The sequence below is a fragment of the Acidovorax sp. 106 genome, from assembly GCF_003663825.1.
Taxonomy (GTDB): Bacteria; Pseudomonadota; Gammaproteobacteria; order Burkholderiales; family Burkholderiaceae_C; genus Acidovorax.
The window spans coordinates 2,155,657-2,172,843 of the sequence record NZ_RCCC01000001.1 but is presented as its reverse complement, the minus strand read 5'-3'; the positions used below and the strand labels follow the sequence as shown (position 1 = coordinate 2,172,843).

Annotated in this window: 15 protein-coding genes and 5 tRNA genes; 4 read left to right on the top strand and 16 right to left on the bottom strand. The window is 59.9% G+C overall.

The window, feature by feature from the left end:
* Positions 1–74: 74 nt before the first annotated feature.
* The 7 genes from C8C98_RS09705 to C8C98_RS09675 all read right to left on the bottom strand — a co-directional run bounded on the left by C8C98_RS09705 (position 75) and on the right by C8C98_RS09675 (position 2,619).
* Positions 75–150, bottom strand: a tRNA-Trp gene (locus tag C8C98_RS09705).
* Positions 151–163: 13 nt separating this feature from the next.
* The gene (gene tuf, locus C8C98_RS09700) at positions 164–1,354 is read right to left on the bottom strand and encodes an elongation factor Tu (RefSeq protein ID WP_121454070.1); all 1,191 of its coding nucleotides are present in this window, start codon (positions 1,352–1,354) and stop codon (positions 164–166) included.
* A gap of 73 nt (positions 1,355–1,427) precedes the next feature.
* Positions 1,428–1,502: transfer RNA gene (locus tag C8C98_RS09695), tRNA-Thr, on the bottom strand.
* A 53-nt stretch (positions 1,503–1,555) separates the two neighbouring features.
* Positions 1,556–1,629: transfer RNA gene (locus C8C98_RS09690), tRNA-Gly, on the bottom strand.
* A gap of 59 nt (positions 1,630–1,688) precedes the next feature.
* Positions 1,689–1,774: transfer RNA gene (locus C8C98_RS09685), tRNA-Tyr, on the bottom strand.
* 71 nt (positions 1,775–1,845) lie between these two features.
* Positions 1,846–1,921, bottom strand: a tRNA-Arg gene (locus C8C98_RS09680).
* 62 nt (positions 1,922–1,983) lie between these two features.
* Entirely contained in the window at positions 1,984–2,619 is a 636-nt protein-coding gene (locus C8C98_RS09675; protein WP_121456170.1) for a TetR family transcriptional regulator, read from the bottom strand.
* Between the two features lie 189 nt (positions 2,620–2,808).
* On the opposite strand from C8C98_RS09675, the gene C8C98_RS09670 reads away from it, so the two are divergent.
* The 4 genes from C8C98_RS09670 (at position 2,809) to C8C98_RS09655 (ending at position 9,298) form a co-directional block, all read left to right on the top strand.
* Positions 2,809–4,065 (top strand): efflux RND transporter periplasmic adaptor subunit, encoded by a 1,257-nt coding sequence (locus tag C8C98_RS09670; protein ID WP_121454092.1) that lies wholly within the window; start codon positions 2,809–2,811, stop codon positions 4,063–4,065.
* Positions 4,066–4,076: 11 nt separating this feature from the next.
* The gene (locus C8C98_RS09665) at positions 4,077–7,232 is read left to right on the top strand and encodes an efflux RND transporter permease subunit (protein ID WP_121456168.1); all 3,156 of its coding nucleotides are present in this window, start codon (positions 4,077–4,079) and stop codon (positions 7,230–7,232) included.
* Positions 7,225–8,634, top strand: a complete 1,410-nt coding sequence (locus C8C98_RS09660; protein ID WP_121456169.1) for an efflux transporter outer membrane subunit — start codon at positions 7,225–7,227, stop codon at positions 8,632–8,634. The genes C8C98_RS09665 and C8C98_RS09660 overlap by 8 nt, the downstream gene beginning before the upstream one ends.
* A gap of 127 nt (positions 8,635–8,761) precedes the next feature.
* Positions 8,762–9,298 (top strand): cytochrome c5 family protein, encoded by a 537-nt coding sequence (locus C8C98_RS09655; protein ID WP_121454091.1) that lies wholly within the window; start codon positions 8,762–8,764, stop codon positions 9,296–9,298.
* Positions 9,299–9,391: 93 nt separating this feature from the next.
* Here the strand turns inward: C8C98_RS09655 and C8C98_RS09650 are convergent, their stop codons facing one another.
* The 9 genes from C8C98_RS09650 to C8C98_RS09610 all read right to left on the bottom strand — a co-directional run bounded on the left by C8C98_RS09650 (position 9,392) and on the right by C8C98_RS09610 (position 17,163).
* Entirely contained in the window at positions 9,392–9,916 is a 525-nt protein-coding gene (locus C8C98_RS09650; protein WP_121454090.1) for a DUF2946 family protein, read from the bottom strand.
* Positions 9,909–10,916, bottom strand: a complete 1,008-nt coding sequence (locus C8C98_RS09645) for a YheT family hydrolase (protein WP_121454089.1) — start codon at positions 10,914–10,916, stop codon at positions 9,909–9,911. The genes C8C98_RS09650 and C8C98_RS09645 overlap by 8 nt, the downstream gene beginning before the upstream one ends.
* A 91-nt stretch (positions 10,917–11,007) precedes the next feature.
* Positions 11,008–11,457 (bottom strand): nuclear transport factor 2 family protein, encoded by a 450-nt coding sequence (locus C8C98_RS09640; RefSeq protein ID WP_099657610.1) that lies wholly within the window; start codon positions 11,455–11,457, stop codon positions 11,008–11,010.
* 270 nt (positions 11,458–11,727) lie between these two features.
* Positions 11,728–12,144 carry a F0F1 ATP synthase subunit epsilon gene (locus C8C98_RS09635; protein WP_099658963.1) on the bottom strand — a complete coding sequence of 139 codons (417 nt, stop codon included), beginning with the start codon at positions 12,142–12,144 and terminating at the stop codon, positions 11,728–11,730.
* A 74-nt stretch (positions 12,145–12,218) separates the two neighbouring features.
* Positions 12,219–13,625 (bottom strand): F0F1 ATP synthase subunit beta, encoded by a 1,407-nt coding sequence (gene atpD, locus C8C98_RS09630; RefSeq protein ID WP_121454088.1) that lies wholly within the window; start codon positions 13,623–13,625, stop codon positions 12,219–12,221.
* 33 nt (positions 13,626–13,658) lie between these two features.
* On the bottom strand, positions 13,659–14,525 hold the full coding sequence (gene atpG, locus C8C98_RS09625; RefSeq protein WP_099657608.1) for a F0F1 ATP synthase subunit gamma: 867 nt from the start codon (positions 14,523–14,525) through the stop codon (positions 13,659–13,661).
* 18 nt (positions 14,526–14,543) lie between these two features.
* Positions 14,544–16,097 (bottom strand): F0F1 ATP synthase subunit alpha, encoded by a 1,554-nt coding sequence (atpA, locus tag C8C98_RS09620; RefSeq protein ID WP_121454087.1) that lies wholly within the window; start codon positions 16,095–16,097, stop codon positions 14,544–14,546.
* Between the two features lie 42 nt (positions 16,098–16,139).
* Positions 16,140–16,682, bottom strand: coding sequence for a F0F1 ATP synthase subunit delta (locus C8C98_RS09615; protein ID WP_121454086.1), 543 nt, complete (start codon positions 16,680–16,682; stop codon positions 16,140–16,142).
* 10 nt (positions 16,683–16,692) lie between these two features.
* Positions 16,693–17,163 carry a F0F1 ATP synthase subunit B gene (locus C8C98_RS09610; protein WP_099657605.1) on the bottom strand — a complete coding sequence of 157 codons (471 nt, stop codon included), beginning with the start codon at positions 17,161–17,163 and terminating at the stop codon, positions 16,693–16,695.
* Positions 17,164–17,187 lie beyond the last annotated feature (24 nt).

The following is a 17,187-nucleotide window of genomic DNA, read 5'->3' as shown; positions in this document are numbered from 1 at the left end:
TTCATTTCACACGGCATCACACAAGACACCGAAGCCCGCCAGATCCTGGCGGGCTTTGATTGAGCCACTTTAGGTGGCAGGGGCAGTAGGAATCGAACCTACAACCTTCGGTTTTGGAGACCGACGCTCTGCCAATTGAGCTATACCCCTATACACAGACTAATTAAGCAATGATCTTGGCAACCACGCCGGCGCCCACAGTGCGGCCACCCTCACGGATAGCAAAGCGCAGGCCTTCTTCCATAGCGATGGGGTTGATCAGCTTCACAGTGATCGACACGTTGTCGCCAGGCATGACCATTTCCTTGTCGGCTGGCAGCTCGATGGCGCCAGTCACGTCAGTCGTACGGAAGTAGAACTGAGGACGGTAGTTGTTGAAGAAGGGCGTGTGACGGCCGCCTTCGTCCTTGCTCAGCACATACACTTCGGCAGTGAAGTGGGTGTGTGGCTTGATCGAGCCGGGCTTGCACAGCACTTGGCCACGCTCGACGTCTTCACGCTTGGTGCCGCGCAGCAGCAGGCCAACGTTGTCGCCAGCTTGACCTTGGTCCAGCAACTTGCGGAACATTTCCACGCCGGTGCAGGTGGTCTTGACGGTGTCTTTGATACCGACGATTTCGATTTCTTCGCCGACCTTGACAACACCGCGCTCGATACGACCGGTCACGACAGTGCCGCGGCCAGAGATGGAGAACACGTCTTCCACAGGCATCAGGAAGGCACCGTCCACAGCGCGCTCAGGCGTGGGGATGTAGGTGTCCAGTGCTTCGGCCAGCTTCATGATGGCTTCTTCACCCAGGGCACCCTTGTCGCCTTCCAGGGCGAGCTTGGCGGAACCACGAACGATCGGGGTGTCGTCGCCAGGGAAGCTGTACTTGTCCAGCAGTTCGCGGACTTCCATTTCGACGAGTTCCAGCAGCTCTTCGTCATCCACCATGTCGCACTTGTTCAGGAACACGATGATGTAAGGCACGCCCACTTGGCGGGCCAGCAGGATGTGTTCGCGGGTCTGGGGCATTGGGCCGTCAGCAGCGGAGCACACCAAAATCGCACCGTCCATCTGGGCAGCGCCGGTGATCATGTTCTTCACATAGTCAGCGTGGCCAGGGCAGTCCACGTGAGCGTAGTGGCGGTTGGCTGTTTCGTATTCAACGTGGGCGGTGTTGATCGTGATACCGCGGGCCTTTTCTTCAGGCGCTGCATCGATCTGGTCGTATGCCTTGGCTTCGCCGCCAAACTTGGCAGACAGCACGGTGGCGATAGCAGCCGTCAGGGTTGTCTTGCCATGGTCCACGTGACCGATGGTGCCCACGTTGACGTGGGGCTTGGTGCGTTCGAATTTTCCTTTTGCCATTTTTCCGACTCCGAAAAATATCTATTTCAAAAAACAGGATCTTGGCGCAACCAGAACCGGACGCACCCGAAAGTGGTGCCCATGGCGGGAATCGGACCCGCGACCTCTCCCTTACCAAGGGAGTGCTCTACCACTGAGCCACATGGGCAATCCAAGCATCACATCAGTGATGTCAGACAAAACTACAAAACCAAAACAATATGGAGCGGGAGACGGGAATCGAACCCGCGTCATTAGCTTGGAAGGCTAGGGTTCTACCATTGAACTACTCCCGCACAAGCCAACGACCCTTGCGAAGCCTGCACAACCCAACAGACAAACTCACACTAAATTTTGGTGGAGGGGACTGGATTCGAACCAGTGTAGGCGTAAGCCAACAGATTTACAGTCTGCCCCCTTTAGCCACTCGGGCACCCCTCCGATAAGCCTTGAATTCTAGCACGGTTTTTGCAAACCCAAACAACACCCGAAATTCAAGCAACATATTTATCTGGTGCGGCTGGCGGGGATCGAACCCACGACCCTTGGCTTCGGAGGCCAATACTCTATCCACTGAGCTACAGCCGCACGAATTCACATGTTAGCCGCAGATTATCGCACGGAGCAACGCTCCAGGCGATCACCTTGCACTACGAGTCAGCAACGGGCCAGCAAAGCCCTACCCCCCGCAAGAAAGCATCCGTCGCACGCCCCCCCACACTCACCAGATCAAACCCGCCCTGCCCAAGAATCCAGTTTTGGATCAACCCATCGAACAGCGCATGCAGCGACACAGCCGCCTCATGCGGAGACAAGGGCATGCTAAATAGCCCCCCCTCCACAGCCAGCGCAAAGTCGCGAGCCAGCTGGGCGGTGAAATTACCCGACGCGGCAATGTGCCGATCCCGCACCGCAGCCATTTCATCCACGTACTCCACTTTGTACATGGCAATCTCAAAAACCCGCCGAGCCTGCGCATTGGAAGCCACCACATGGAGCACAAACGCCATGACAGCGCGCAAGCGCCCCACGGGATCTCCACCCGCCACGCACGAAAACTGAGCACACCCTTGCTCCAGGGGCAAAGTTACCCGATCCATCATGGCATTGAACAGATCCACCTTGTCCTTGAAATGCCAGTAGATCGCACCACGGGTAGCCCCTGCAGCGCTGGCAATGTCACTCAAAGACGCACGCGACAAACCTTTTTCACAAAACACACGCTCCGCCGCATCGATCAAGCCATTGCGCGTAGCCGCCGCATCTTCTTTTGTTCTGCGAACCATTTCGCCATCCATTTCTACAAGCACCGCCATCGCCAGCACGTGCTGCAACCTCATTATACATTCATGACTGTATGTATAATCTCTCAGCAGCCATGTCGGGTTTTCGCGACCCTGCCATCTTTTGCAGCCATCTTGTTTCAGGCTACGGGCACATCAGCCCTCCTCTCGCCTCATCACCAAAGGATTTCCATGCTTCGCTTGCATGATGAACAACCCGTTCAACAAACATCCAACAGAACACAGCGCCTGCTTCTCGGTAGCCTTGTCGCAACAAGCCTATTGCTGATCGCTTGCGGCAAAGAGGCGTCGGCGCCAGCCGGAGCCGGCGGCCAAAAGCCCGCAGTAGAGGTCGGAACAGTGACAGCGACTCCTGGCGACATTGGGCTGGTGACCGAACTGCCAGGGCGTGTGGAGGCCTCCCGAGTTGCACAAGTGAGAGCTCGGGCTGCAGGGATCTTGCAGCAGCGCACCTTCAAGGAGGGCAGCGATGTCAAGGCTGGACAGTCTTTGTTCAAAATCGATGAGGCACCCTATGCAGCCGCCCTGGACAGCGCCAAAGCCAGCCAGGCCAAAGCCGAAGCCAACCTGGCGCAGACCCAAGCCCAACTGGAGCGCTACCGCCCGCTCGTCGAAGCCAACGCCATCAGCAAGCAAGACTATGTGAACGCCGAAGCGGCGCTCAAGCAATCTCAAGCCGATGTGGCCTCAGCCAAGGCAGCTGTGCGCACTGCAGGCATCAACCTGGGCTACGCCAGTGTCTCGGCGCCTATTTCTGGGCGCATTGGGCGTGCATTGGTAACCGAGGGCGCCTTGGTCGGCCAAGGGGAAGCAACCCCTTTGGCGGTGATTCAACAGATTGACCCGGTGTACGTGAACTTCACCCAGTCTGCGAACGATATCCTGCAATTGCGCAAAGCCATGGCCAACGGGCAGTTCAAGCGCGCAGACGGCAAGGAGGCAGCCAGCGTTCGCCTGATCCTGAGCGATGGCACCGAATACGCCCAAGCGGGCAAGCTTCTTTTTTCTGATTTGTCCGTGGACGCAAGCACGGGTCAGGTGACCTTGCGCGCAGAAGTCCCCAACCCCAAGGGCGAGTTGTTGCCGGGCCTGTATCTGCGTGTGCGACTGGAACAGGCACAGGCCAGCAATGCCATCACACTGCCTCAACAAGCGGTCACGCGCACGCAGCAAGGTGACACAGTCAGTGTGGTGGGTGACGACGGAAAGATCAGCCAGCGCACCGTCAAGATCAGTGCGGCACAAAACAACCGCTGGGTCGTGCGTGAAGGCTTGCAAGCGGGCGAAAAGGTCATGGTGGATGGCTTTCAAAAACTGCAGATGCTGCCCCCAGGGACTCCAGTTAAGGCCGTTCCATGGCAAGCGCCCGGGCAGGCTGCAACGCCCGCCCCGGCACCGGCAGCCGATGCATCTGCTGCCAAGCCCTGAGAGACACGCAAATGGCAAAGTTCTTTATTGACCGCCCCATCTTTGCGTGGGTCATCGCACTGTTCATCATGGTCATGGGAGGCGTGGCAATCACCCAGCTGCCCATCTCACAGTACCCCCCCGTCGCCCCGCCGTCCATCGTCATCAACACCTCATACCCAGGCGCTTCTGCCCAGACTCTGGAAGACAGTGTGCTGTCGGTGATTGAGCGCGAGATGAATGGCTCCCCGGGGTTGATCTACATGGAGTCCGTCGCGCAAGCAGACGGCTCCGGCAGCATCACGCTGAGTTTCCAGCCCGGCACTAACGCAGACCTGGCGCAGGTAGACGTGCAGAACCGGTTGTCCAGAGCCACTCCGCGGCTGCCTTCAACCGTCACGCAGCAAGGCGTGCGCGTGGACAAATCGAGGTCCAACTTCTTGCTGTTCACGATGTTGTCCTCCAGCGACCCGAAAACAGACACCGTGGCGCTGGGTGACTATGCATCACGCAACGTGGTGCCTGAACTGCAGCGGCTGAGTGGTATCGGCCAGGCCCAGCTCTTCGGCACAGAGCGGGCGATGCGCATCTGGATCGACCCCGCCAAGATGGAGAGCTTCAACGTCTCTGCGGCCGAGGTGAGTGCAGCCATCCGCGCCCAAAATGCACAAGTGGCCAGCGGCACCATTGGCGATTTGCCCAACCTGGCAGGGCAGGGCATTTCAGCGACCGTGGTCGTGACAGGTCAATTGTCCAGCGTAGAGCAGTTCTCCAACATCATCCTGCGGGCCAATGCGGACGGCTCTACCGTGCGGATCAAGGATGTGGCGCGCGTGGAACTGGGCGGCCAGGCCTACGCCACCGCCGCCCGCCTCAACGGCAAACCGGCCATTGGCATTGGTGTCCAGTTGTCTCCTAGCGGTAACGCGCTGGAGACAGCCAAAGCCGTGCGCACCAAGATGGACGAGCTGTCCCGTTACTTTCCCCAAGGCATGAGTTGGAGCATTCCCTACGACAGCTCGCGCTTTGTGGACATCTCCATCTCGCAGGTGGCCGAAACACTGGTGGAAGCCGTTGTCCTGGTGTTTCTGGTGATGTTCCTGTTCCTGCAGAACTGGCGCTACACCATCATCCCCACCATCGTGGTACCCATTGCTTTGCTGGGCACCTTTGCGATGTTGCTGGCACTGGGCTTCTCGATCAACGTGCTCACCATGTTCGGTATGGTGCTGGTGATCGGTATCGTCGTGGATGATGCCATCGTGGTGGTCGAGAACGTTGAGCGCATCATGAGCGAGGAAGGCCTGTCTCCCCTGGAGGCCACTCGCAAAGCCATGCGCCAAATTTCGGGCGCCATCATTGGCGTGACGGTGGTGTTGATCTCCGTGTTCGTACCACTGGCGTTCTTTGCGGGCTCCACAGGCAATATTTACCGCCAGTTTTCGGCGGTCATGGTGACATCCATCGGGTTCTCCGCCTTCATGGCCTTGTCGTTGACACCGGCGCTATGCGCCACTTTGCTCCAGCCCGTTGAAGCAGGCCACCACCACGAGAAAACCGGATTCTTTGGCTGGTTCAACCGTCGCTTCTCCGTAGCCGCCAAGGGCTATGAAAGTTGGGTCGCACGCGTACTCAAGCGTGCAGCGCGTTATTTGGTGATTTACGCGGCCATCGTTGGCGCTGTGGCCGTCGTTTATATGCGCCTGCCGACGTCTTTCCTGCCCAACGAAGACCAAGGCAACATCATCGTGAACGTACAACTGCCGCCTGGCGCTACGCAAGAGCGGACGCTGGCCGTCATGGAGCAGGTGGAAAACTTCATCCTCAAGCAACCGGAAGTGCAAAGCATGGTGGGGGTTTTGGGCTTCAGTTTCTCGGGCCAAGGACAGAACGCAGCACTGGCCTTTGTGACACTGAAGGACTGGAGCGAGCGCCATGGTCCAGGCCAGTCGGCGCAAGACGTGGCCAATCGCGCCTTTGGTGGGCTGATGGGCATTCGCGATGCATTCATCTTCCCGCTCAGCCCACCGCCCATTCCGGAGTTGGGCAACGCCAGCGGGTTCACGTTCCGCCTGCAAGACCGCGCCAGTGCGGGGCATGAGGCATTGGTCAACGCTCGCAATCAACTGCTGGGCATGGCGTCCCAGAGCAAGGTGCTCACGCAAGTGCGCCCCGACGGCTTGGAGGACGCCCCACAGCTGCAAATTGACATTGACCGCGACAAGGCCAATGCGCTGGGAGTGACGTTCGATGCCATCAACTCCACGCTGTCCACAGCCCTGGGTTCCAGCTATGTCAACGACTTCCCGAACCAAGGTCGATTGCAGCGCGTCGTGGTGCAGGCAGATGCCCCTGCCCGCATGCAGCCGGATGACCTGATGAAATTGAACGCAAGCAACAGCCAAGGCAAGTCGGTGCCACTCTCGGCCTTTGCAACCACCAAGTGGGTCAAGGGAGCGCAACAGACGGTGCGCTACAACGGCTACCCCGCTATGCGCATCTCTGGTAGCCCAGCGCCAGGCCTCAGCACAGGCGCGGCTATGGCGGAGATGGAGAAGCTGGCCAGCCAGTTGCCTGCAGGCTTTGGCTTTGAATGGACAGGCCAGTCGCGTGAAGAAAAGCTCGCAGGCTCTCAGTCCTTGATCCTGTACAGCTTTGCCATCCTGGCAGTGTTCCTTTGCCTGGCTGCACTGTATGAAAGCTGGTCCATTCCATTGGCCGTGGTGCTGGTGGTGCCGCTGGGCGTGCTGGGGGTGTTACTCGCCACGCTGATGCGGGGATACGCCAACGACGTCTACTTCCAGGTGGGGCTGATCACCATCATTGGGCTGTCTGCCAAGAATGCGATTTTGATCATTGAGTTCGCCAAAGACCTGCAAGCCCAAGGCAAGGGTGTCATTGAGTCGGCCTTGGAAGCAGCACATTTGCGCTTCAGGCCCATCATCATGACCTCCATGGCGTTTGGCCTGGGCGTGGTGCCACTGGCCATTGCCAGCGGCGCCGGGTCTGCCAGCCAACGCGCCATCGGCACCGGTGTGCTGGGGGGGATGTTCACCGGCACCGTCTTGGCGGTGTTCTTTGTTCCCGTCTTTTTCGTGGTCGTGCGCGGGCTCTTCAAGGGCAGCGCACGCCAACAAGAAATGAACCGCCGCCATGCAGAAGAAGCAGGAATTGGAAACCATGACTAAGAAACTCGCCCCCCTGAGCCTGGCGATGGTGGCCGTGCTGGCTGGCTGCTCCATGATTCCGGCATACGAGCGCCCTGCGGCCCCGGTGCCCACGGACTACACCGCAGCGTCGGCACAGCCTGGCGCTCCGCTCCCATCCTGGCGCAGCTACTTCTCCGAGCCACGCCTGCAGCAGCTCATCGAGATCGCGCTGGACCACAACCGTGACCTGCGCATCGCCAGCCTCAATGTCGAGCAAGCGCGCGCACAGTTTCAGGTGCGCAGAGCGGCGCAGTACCCTGCCGTGGGGCTGGCCGCCAATGCCTCCCGCGCGCCCGCCTCGGGCTCCGGCGACCTGACCAACAGCTTCAGTGTGGGTCTCGCTGTCACCGCTTGGGAACTGGACTTTTTTGGCCGCGTCGCCAGCCTCAAGGAACAGGCACTGGCACAGTACCTTGCAAGCGAAGAAGGACGCAATGCAGCCCAGGTCAGCCTGATCAGCGCCGTGGCGAACGGCTGGCTGACGCTGCTGGCCGACGAGCAGCTGCTGGAGCTCTCGCGCCGTACCTTGACCACCCGCGAAGAGTCCGTGCGGCTGACAAAGCTGCGGCTGGACTCCGGGGCCGCGTCAGAGCTTGACTATCGGCAAGCGGAATCACTGACCCAGGCCGCACGGGCTACGCTGGCCCAGCAACAGCGCCAAAGAGCCCTCGATGAGAACGCCCTGGCTTTGCTGCTGGGCCAACCGTTGCCTGAAGACATTCGAGCCAGCTTGACCCGCAGCGATTTGCGGGCCGCCCCCAGCATGCAGACAGTTCCTGCAGGCTTGCCCTCTGATCTGCTGGCACAGCGGCCAGACATTCGACAAGCAGAGCAGCAACTGGTGGCGGCCAATGCCAACATTGGAGCCGCGCGTGCCGCATTCTTTCCGCGCATTTCCTTGACGGCGCAGGCAGGAACCGCCAGTGGCGAGCTTTCAGGCCTGTTCAAGAACGGCTCCTGGGGCTTCACCTTGGCCCCATCGCTGCTGCTGCCTCTGTTCGATGCGGGCGCCAACCAAGCCAACCTCGACAGTGCACAGGTGGGCCGCAAACTCGCCGTTGCGCAGTATGAGAAGGCCATCCAAACGGCATTCCGGGAGGTGTCTGACGCGCTGGCCAGCCAAAGCACCCTGACAGAGCAACTGGACGCACAAACCAAGCAAGCCGAGGCCGAGGCCATACGCCTGAACCTGGCGGACCTGCGCTACAAAAACGGGGTGGCTAGCTACCTCGATTTGCTGGACGCACAGCGCTCACTGTTCAGCACGCAGCAAGGCGTGGTGCAGGTGCGCCTGGGGCAGTTGCAAAATCAAGTCACGCTGTTCAAGGCGCTGGGTGGTGGCTGGGATGCGGAAACAGGCCAAGCCAGCAAAGCGCCCTGAGAAAGCCACTCGTGGGTTACCGACGAATATCTTGCGGGGTCTTGGCAGTGAGCGCATAGCACAGGCCTACCCCACAGATATAATTTAGGGTTATTCCATCAAAGACCCCGCCACTCCAGAGGACGTCATGAGCGACAACCACCACGAAGAAGCGCATACAGGCCCGATCAAAACCCCCAAGCAACTACTGATCGCGGGATTTTTCTCGTTCGTGGTGCCTATCTTTGCCATCATCGGCCTGGTTCTCTACGTGACCTCCAGCAACAAGCCTGCCGCTGGTGCCGCCAACCCTGAAAAGGCACTGGCCGAGCGCATCCAAAAAGTGGGCATGGTGGAAGTACGCGACGCCAATCGCCCTCTGCGCGCAGGCGAAGAAGTGTACAAGGGCCAATGCGCCGCCTGCCATGCCACCGGCGCAGCAGGTGCACCCAAGCTGGCCGACGCCGCCGCCTGGGGCCCTCGCATCAAGACCGGCTTTGAAGCGCTGGTTCAGTCCGCCCTCAAGGGCAAGGGCGCCATGGCGCCCCAGGGTGGTGGTGACTTCAACGATACCGAAATTGCCCGGGCCGTGGTGTTCATGGCCAATGCCGGCGGTGCCAAGTTTGCTGAGCCTGCAGCGCCAGGCGCTGCCGCCCCAGAGGCCGGAGCCTCTGCAGCGCAGTAACCTAAGGCGGCGGCACACAGCGGCCAGTCCATCAAAAAAGCCGATGCATGCATCGGCTTTTTTATTGTGCGTCCTGCGGTCGCTACTTCGCCTCTACTTCGCCTGTGCAGCCGGACTCAAAACGAACTGAAACTCCTGCGGCAACTGGGTCGATAAAACGTCACGCGGCACCCACAGCCCTTGCTCCACCGCTTCGGCGGCGTACACCATGTCTTGGGTATGCACTATGCCCAAGCCCATGGCCGAAGCGATATACAAGCGGCCTTGTTCATCCACACAGCAGTCTTGCGCGTCCGCCAGGTGGCCGGTGTGCGACTGCAAACGAAAGTCTGGCAATACCCGCCAGACCCACGGGGCAGCCTCCAACTCCACATAGACCCGCTGCGGGCCATTCTGGAAAAACCACAGCCCCTGGGCATCGCACTCGTAGTTGCGCCCGATGAACTCGATCAGCTTGGAGTGCTGCAGCCACGACCCACGGCTGCTGGCAAAATCGCCGGCCGCCTGCACCGCAGCATCGCGCATGAACCAGCGCCCGCGCGCATCCAAGCCCAGCCAGCCATAGCAGTCGGGCACATGGGGCCACTTCACCAACGCTTGTTTGACGATGTCATCCATGGGCTGATTGTGCCTGCGGCAATGCAGCGGCACCGGCCAGCCAATCACTGACCGCATCGGGCATGGCGCGCACATGCCCCGGCCAATGCCCTTGTGCAAAACCGACATGCCCACCGTGTTCCGGCTGCCACAACGTCACACAAGGCCCCACTTCACAGGCTCCCGGCAAACTGTCCGCAGGAACAAAGGGATCGTTGAGCGCATTCACGACCAATGCAGGCACCTGAATCAGGGGCAAAAGGGGTTTGGAAGACGCACGGCGCCAATAGTCCGCCGTATCCCGAAAACCATGCAAGGGGGCGGTAAACACATTGTCGAAGGCATACAAATCCCGTGCGGCCAGGAGTGCATCCCTATCAAACAAGCCCGGGTGCTGCTGCCACTTTTGCAATGCCTTGGGCACCATGGTCCGCAAGAACATGCGCGTGTAAATCTGTCGATTGAGGCCTTTTCCAATGGCAAGGCCTCCAGCCGCCAAATCGAGCGGCGCACACACAGCGGCTAAGGCTCTCACACTCCGGGCCGCCAAGCCTTGCGCTTCAGCAGCCCAGCGCATCAAGGCGTTGCCGCCCAATGAAACCCCCACCGCCACCAGCGGCCCTGGGTGCCCGGCTTGCAGTTGGCCCAGCATCCAACCGATTTCTTCATGATCGCCAGAGTGGTAGGCGCGGGGTGCATGGTTGATCTCGCCACTGCAGCCACGAAAGTGGGGCAATGCGCAGGCCCACCCCCTCTCGCGCGCCACCTCGGCAAAAGCCTCGCAATAGTGGCTGCGCGACGAGCCCTCCAGACCGTGAAAGACCACCAGCATGGGGGTCTCCATGGCTGCAGCCGCTGGGGCGTCAGCCAAGAAATCCACATCCACAAAATCGGCATCCGGGGTGGTCCACCGCTCGCGCCGATAGACCGGGGCCGACCCATGGGTTCGGCGCGAAAACAAGGCAGGCCAAAGGGTCTGCAGTTGTCCGCCTGGGAGCCAGTTTGGCGCTACATATTTCATAGCTGCTTGCGCTTATTGAATAAGCGCTAGAGGCCTATTTATTTAAAAATGTACAACCTTTGCAGTCCATCAGAGACACCGCTCGCACTCGTCAGTGCAATACCTGTGGCACCTCAGGCCCGGGCAAGCTATCGGGAGATCCGCCCGTACTGGCGTGGTGCGCCACCAGACGCCAACCCTCCGGTGTTCGGTGATACACATTGGTGGCCAGCAAAAAAGCAGCGTGCAGCCCATCTGGCAACATGATCTCCACGCGCTCGGCCACACTGTGCACGGCACTGGAAACCGACTGAACACGGTGTACCTGGGAAACCGTGAGCCGAATGCTCCCCTGCGAGAACATGCCATCAAAGGCCGCCCGTATGGCCGCCGCGCCCACCAAGCGCGAGCCGCCCGGGTGGACACACAGGATGTCTTCCTCGTCCGCCCAGCAAGACATCAACAAATCGATGTCGCCTTTCTGTAAAGCCTCGTAGAACAGAGCTTCCGTGTCATCAGGCGATCCGCCCAACGACTGGGCAGGGTGTTTGGTGCGTGGCATAGGAATGGATTGCAACCGCAAATGGGCTTCTGGATCCTGGATTGTGAGGGAGCCAAGGCCCTAGCGCGGGGATAGAAGACAGCACAGCTCTAGATATCCTGACAAAACGGATCGGACGCGCAGCAACCTCCTCTTTGCAATGTGTAAGGGAAGATAGGGCGCACGCTCAATGCCCCTCCAAACTCTGGATGGTGCCAGCTAGCAGTGAACAGCCGTAAAAAAACCCGGACATGCCGGGTTTTCTTGGAAGATGTGGACGCTGAGTTCAGCTCACTTCTTTTGACGGTACTTGCGCAAAGCCGCAATCTGTGCAGCCATCACAGCCAATTCAGACTGTGCCTTGGCCAGATCGAGATCGCTCTTGGCATTCTTGAGCGCTTCTTGGGCCGCCGCCTTGGCAGCATTGGCCTTCTCGTCGTCCAGGTCCTTGCCACGGATGGCGGTATCAGACAGAACCGTGACGCAGTTGGGCTGGACTTCCAGAATACCGCCCGCAACGAAGACAAACTCTTCGCCACCGTCTGCCGTTTCGATGCGCACCGAACCGGGCTTGATACGGGTGATCAGCGGGGTGTGGCGAGGGTAGATGCCCAACTCGCCGGATTCGCCAGGCAGAGCGACAAAACGCGCCTCGCCAGAGAAGATGGACTCTTCGGCGCTGACCACATCAACGTGGATAGTGTTCATCATGGCTCCTAAGAAAAGAGGGGGACTTGACTACAGAGGGCTGAACCACCGGACGGTGTTCAGCCCATCTGAGATCAGGCCACCTTCTTGGCCTTTTCGAAGGCTTCGTCGATGGTACCGACCATGTAGAACGCTTGTTCTGGCAGGTGGTCACACTCGCCGTTCACGATCATCTTGAAACCACGGATGGTTTCCGACAGCGGAACGTACTTGCCTGGAGAGCCCGTGAACACTTCGGCCACGTGGAACGGCTGCGACAGGAAACGCTGGATCTTGCGAGCGCGGGCCACGGCCAGCTTGTCGTCGGGAGCCAGTTCGTCCATGCCCAGAATGGCGATGATGTCGCGCAGTTCCTTGTAGCGCTGCAGCGTACCTTGCACCGCGCGGGCCGTGGCGTAGTGGTCTTCGCCCACGACGTTTGGATCCAGCTGGCGGCTGGTGGAGTCCAGAGGATCCACAGCAGGGTAGATACCCAGCGAAGCGATGTCACGGGACAGCACCACGGTGGAATCCAAGTGAGCGAACGTTGTGGCAGGTGATGGGTCGGTCAAGTCATCGGCAGGCACGTAAACGGCCTGGATGGAGGTGATCGAACCCACCTTGGTGGAGGTAATACGCTCTTGCAGGCGGCCCATTTCCTCGGCCAGCGTAGGCTGGTAGCCCACGGCAGAAGGCATACGACCCAGCAAAGCGGACACTTCGGTACCGGCCAGTGTGTAGCGGTAGATGTTGTCCACGAAGAACAGCACATCACGGCCTTCGTCGCGGAACGACTCGGCGATGGTCAGGCCGGTCAGCGCCACGCGCAGACGGTTGCCTGGGGGCTCATTCATCTGGCCGTAGACCATGGCGACCTTGGACTCTTCGAGCTTCTCCAGGTTCACCACGCCAGAATCGGCCATTTCATGATAGAAGTCGTTCCCTTCGCGGGTACGCTCGCCCACACCAGCGAACACCGACAGACCCGAGTGGGCCTTGGCGATGTTGTTGATGAGTTCCATCATGTTCACGGTCTTGCCCACGCCGGCGCCACCGAACAGACCCACCTTGCCGCCCTTGGCGAACGGGCAGACCAAGTCGATCACCTTGATACCAGTTTCCAGCAGCTCTTGCGAAGGCGACAGTTCGTCGTACGCAGGGGCCTTGCGGTGGATAGAGGCGGTCAGGTCTTGGCTGACGGGACCACGTTCGTCGATGGGCGCGCCCAGCACGTCCATGATGCGGCCCAGCGTCGCCTTGCCCACGGGCACGGTGATGGCGTTGCCGGTGTTGGTCACCATGAGGCCGCGGCGCAGGCCGTCGGACGAACCCAGCGCAATGGTACGCACCACGCCGTCGCCCAGCTGCTGCTGCACTTCCAGCGTCAGGTTGGAACCTTCGAGCTTCAGAGCGTCGTAAATCTTGGGCATCCGGTCGCGTGGGAACTCAACGTCCACCACAGCGCCGATACATTGAACAATCTTGCCTTGCACTTGAGCCATTTTTCGCTCCAATAATGTTGTATGTTGAGCTGCTTACACAGCGGCGGCGCCGGCCACGATTTCCGAAAGTTCTTTCGTAATCGCTGCCTGACGCGTCTTGTTGTAGACCAGCTTCAACTCACCAATGACGCTGCCGGCGTTGTCTGTTGCGGCCTTCATAGCCACCATCCGCGCCGATTGCTCTGACGCCATGTTTTCTGCAACGGCTTGGTAGATCAGGGACTCGACATAGCGGACCAGCAACTCGTCGATGACGCTTTGCGCATCGGGCTCGTAGATGTAGTCCCAGCCGTGTTCCGTCTTCTCAGCCTGCATTTGTTCGGAGGACAGAGGAAGCAATTGCTCCACCACTGACTCCTGCTTCATGGTGTTGATGAACTTGGTGTAGCTCAGATACACCGCGTTGATCTTGCCTTCGGCATATGCGTCAAGCAGCACCTTCACCGGGCCAATCAGCTTGTCCAGATGGGGCGTATCGCCCAGGCCTGTCACGTGTGAAACCACCTTGGCACCCACACGGTTCAAGAAACCCAGACCCTTGTTACCAATCGCCACCGCTTCAGTCGAGACACCGGCACCTTGCAGCTCACGCAGCTTGGTCGTCACGGCACGCAACACGTTGGTGTTCATGCCACCACACAGACCCTTGTCTGTGGTGATGACAATGACACCAGCGGTCTTTGCATCGTTCACTTTCATGAACGGATGCACGTACTCTGGATTGGCGTGGCCGAGGTTGGCTGCAATATTGCGGATCTTCTCGCTATAGGGACGGGCTGCCCGCATCCGCTCCTGCGCCTTGCGCATTTTGGATGCAGCCACCATCTCCATGGCTTTGGTGATCTTCTTGGTGTTTTCCACCGATTTGATCTTGCCCCGTATTTCCTTGCCTGCTGCCATGATGGCTCCTCGTCCGGTTTAAGCGAACGACTTCTTGAACGCGGCGACAGCAGCGCTCAATTCGGCTTCAGCTTCCTTGTCCATGGCCTTGGCCTGTTCCAGCTTGGCCAGCAGTGCGGCGTGGCTGGTCTTCAGGAACTGGTGCAGGCCGTGTTCGAAATCAAGAACCTTCTTGACATCGATGTCGTCCATGAAGCCCTTGTTCACAGCGAACAGCGTAGCGCCCATCAGCGAGATGGACAGGGGGCTGTACTGTGCCTGCTTGAGCAGTTCGGTCACGCGGGCACCGCGGTCCAGCTGCTTGCGGGTGGCTTCGTCCAAGTCGGAAGCGAACTGCGCGAACGCAGCCAGTTCACGGTACTGGGCCAAGTCGGTACGGATACCGCCGGACAGGTTCTTCACCAGCTTGGTCTGGGCAGCACCACCGACGCGCGACACCGAGATACCGGCGTTGATGGCGGGGCGAATACCGGCGTTGAACAGGCTGGTTTCCAGGAAGATCTGGCCGTCCGTGATCGAGATCACGTTGGTTGGCACGAAAGCGGACACGTCGCCAGCTTGCGTTTCGATGATCGGCAGTGCGGTCAGCGAACCGGTCTTGCCCTTGACTTCACCCTTGGTGAAGGCTTCGACGTAGTCGGCGTTCACACGGGCTGCACGTTCGAGCAGACGGCTGTGGAGATAGAACACGTCGCCAGGGTAGGCTTCGCGGCCTGGTGGGCGGCGCAGCAACAGCGACACTTGGCGGTAAGCAACCGCTTGCTTGGACAGGTCGTCATACACGATCAAGGCGTCTTGGCCACGGTCGCGGAAGTATTCGCCCATCGTGCAGCCCGAGTAGGCCGACACGTACTGCATGGCGGCCGATTCGGAAGCCGATGCGGCCACCACAATCGTGTACTCCATGGCACCGGCTTGTTCCAGCGCGCGCACCACGTTCTTGATCGACGAAGCCTTCTGCCCGATGGCGACGTAGATGCACGACACGCCTTGGCCCTTCTGGGCAATGATGGCGTCGATAGCGACGGCCGTCTTGCCGGTCTGACGGTCACCGATGATCAGCTCGCGCTGGCCACGGCCCACGGGCACCATCGAGTCGATGGACTTCAGGCCGGTTTGCAGGGGTTGGTCCACCGATTTACGGGCGATCACGCCCGGAGCGACCTTTTCGATCACGTCGGTGAGCTTGGCATTGATAGGACCTTTGCCGTCGATGGGCTGGCCCAGGGCGTTCACCACGCGGCCGATCAGCTCGGGGCCAACCGGCACTTCCAGAATGCGGCCCGTGCACTTGACGGTGTCGCCTTCGGAGATGTGCTCGTACTCACCCAAAATCACGGCGCCGACGGAGTCGCGCTCAAGGTTCAGGGCCAAGCCGAAGGAGGGCTGGCCGTCCTTAGTGGCGGGGAACTCAAGCATTTCACCGGCCATCACGTCCGACAGGCCGTGCACGCGCACGATACCGTCGGACACGGACACCACGGTACCCTGATTGCGGATATCGCTGCTGGCGGCCAGACCTTCGATGCGGCTCTTGATGAGTTCAGAAATTTCTGCGGGATTGAGTTGCATGACTCTTTCCTTCTTTCTTTGGTTCGCTGTCCTCGCCGCGCGTTACGCGGTGAGGGCCGCTTTCATTTGTTCAAGACGGGCCTTGACCGAAGTGTCCAGCACCTCGTCACCCACCACTACGCGAATGCCACCGATCAGGGACGCATCCAGCTGAGCGGTGAGATTGAGCTTGCGGCCAAAGCGCTTTTCCAGGGCTGCGCTGACGTCGGCCAGGGCTGCAGCATCCATGGGGAAAGCGCTGTGCACCACAGCATCAGAAGAGCCTGTGCGGCCATTCACGAGGGCACGGAATTGCACGGCGACTTCAGGCAGCGCTTCAAGGCGCCCGTTGTCGATGACCGTGCGCAGGAAGTTCTTGGCCGCATCGGACAGCGCCGAACGCGCAACACCCGTGACGACAGCAAACACCTGGTCTGCCGTCACCTTGGGGTTGTCGGCCAGCTGGCGCAACTGGGGGTTGGCGGCAATAGCCGCCAGTTCATCGACCCAGTCAGCAGTGCTGACCAGGTCCACGCCCGCACCCGCAGTAGCGGCCTTGAACAGGGCTTCGGCGTAAGGGCGGGCAATGGTGGCGAGTTCAGCCATGTGTGTCCCCTTACAGCTCGGTCTTCAGGCGGTTGAGCAGGTCGGCGTGAACGCCGGCATTGACTTCCTTGCGGAGAATCTGCTCTGCACCCTTGACGGCCAGCGCGGCCACCTGCTCACGCAGGGCTTCGCGGGCTTGCACCGTTTGCTGTTCGGCTTCTGCACGTGCGGATGCAACGATCTTGTTGCCTTCCTCCGTAGCGCGTGCCTTGGCTTCTTCGACGATGGCCTGGGCACGGCGGTCGGCGTCCGCAAGACGCGAGGCCGTTTCGTTGCGTGCCTGTGACAGTTCCTTCTCGACGCGCTGGTTGGCAGCGGTCAGTTCGGACTTGGCACGATCGGCAGCAGCGAGGCCTTCGGCGATTTTCTGGGCTCGTTCATCCAACGCCTTCGCGATCGGAGGCCACACGAATTTCATCGTGAACCATACCAAGATCAAGAAGACGATGGCCTGAATGAACAGGGTCGCGTTGATACTCACGGCAACACCTTTCTAGAGTGGCGT

Excerpts from the sequence above, each read along its gene's own strand:
- atpA (WP_121454087.1), bottom strand. The coding sequence starts at position 16,097 with ATGCAACTCAATCCCGCAGAAATTTCTGAACTCATCAAGAGCCGCATC.
- C8C98_RS09645 (WP_121454089.1), bottom strand. The coding sequence starts at position 10,916 with ATGAAATATGTAGCGCCAAACTGGCTCCCAGGCGGACAACTGCAGACC.
- C8C98_RS09650 (WP_121454090.1), bottom strand. The coding sequence starts at position 9,916 with ATGGATGACATCGTCAAACAAGCGTTGGTGAAGTGGCCCCATGTGCCC.
- C8C98_RS09675 (WP_121456170.1), bottom strand. The coding sequence starts at position 2,619 with ATGGTTCGCAGAACAAAAGAAGATGCGGCGGCTACGCGCAATGGCTTG.
- C8C98_RS09655 (WP_121454091.1), top strand. The coding sequence starts at position 8,762 with ATGAGCGACAACCACCACGAAGAAGCGCATACAGGCCCGATCAAAACC.
- C8C98_RS09660 (WP_121456169.1), top strand. The coding sequence starts at position 7,225 with ATGACTAAGAAACTCGCCCCCCTGAGCCTGGCGATGGTGGCCGTGCTG.
- atpD (WP_121454088.1), bottom strand. The coding sequence starts at position 13,625 with ATGGCTCAAGTGCAAGGCAAGATTGTTCAATGTATCGGCGCTGTGGTG.
- C8C98_RS09665 (WP_121456168.1), top strand. The coding sequence starts at position 4,077 with ATGGCAAAGTTCTTTATTGACCGCCCCATCTTTGCGTGGGTCATCGCA.
- C8C98_RS09615 (WP_121454086.1), bottom strand. The coding sequence starts at position 16,682 with ATGGCTGAACTCGCCACCATTGCCCGCCCTTACGCCGAAGCCCTGTTC.
- atpG (WP_099657608.1), bottom strand. The coding sequence starts at position 14,525 with ATGGCAGCAGGCAAGGAAATACGGGGCAAGATCAAATCGGTGGAAAAC.
- C8C98_RS09640 (WP_099657610.1), bottom strand. The coding sequence starts at position 11,457 with ATGCCACGCACCAAACACCCTGCCCAGTCGTTGGGCGGATCGCCTGAT.
- tuf (WP_121454070.1), bottom strand. The coding sequence starts at position 1,354 with ATGGCAAAAGGAAAATTCGAACGCACCAAGCCCCACGTCAACGTGGGC.
- C8C98_RS09670 (WP_121454092.1), top strand. The coding sequence starts at position 2,809 with ATGCTTCGCTTGCATGATGAACAACCCGTTCAACAAACATCCAACAGA.
- C8C98_RS09635 (WP_099658963.1), bottom strand. The coding sequence starts at position 12,144 with ATGAACACTATCCACGTTGATGTGGTCAGCGCCGAAGAGTCCATCTTC.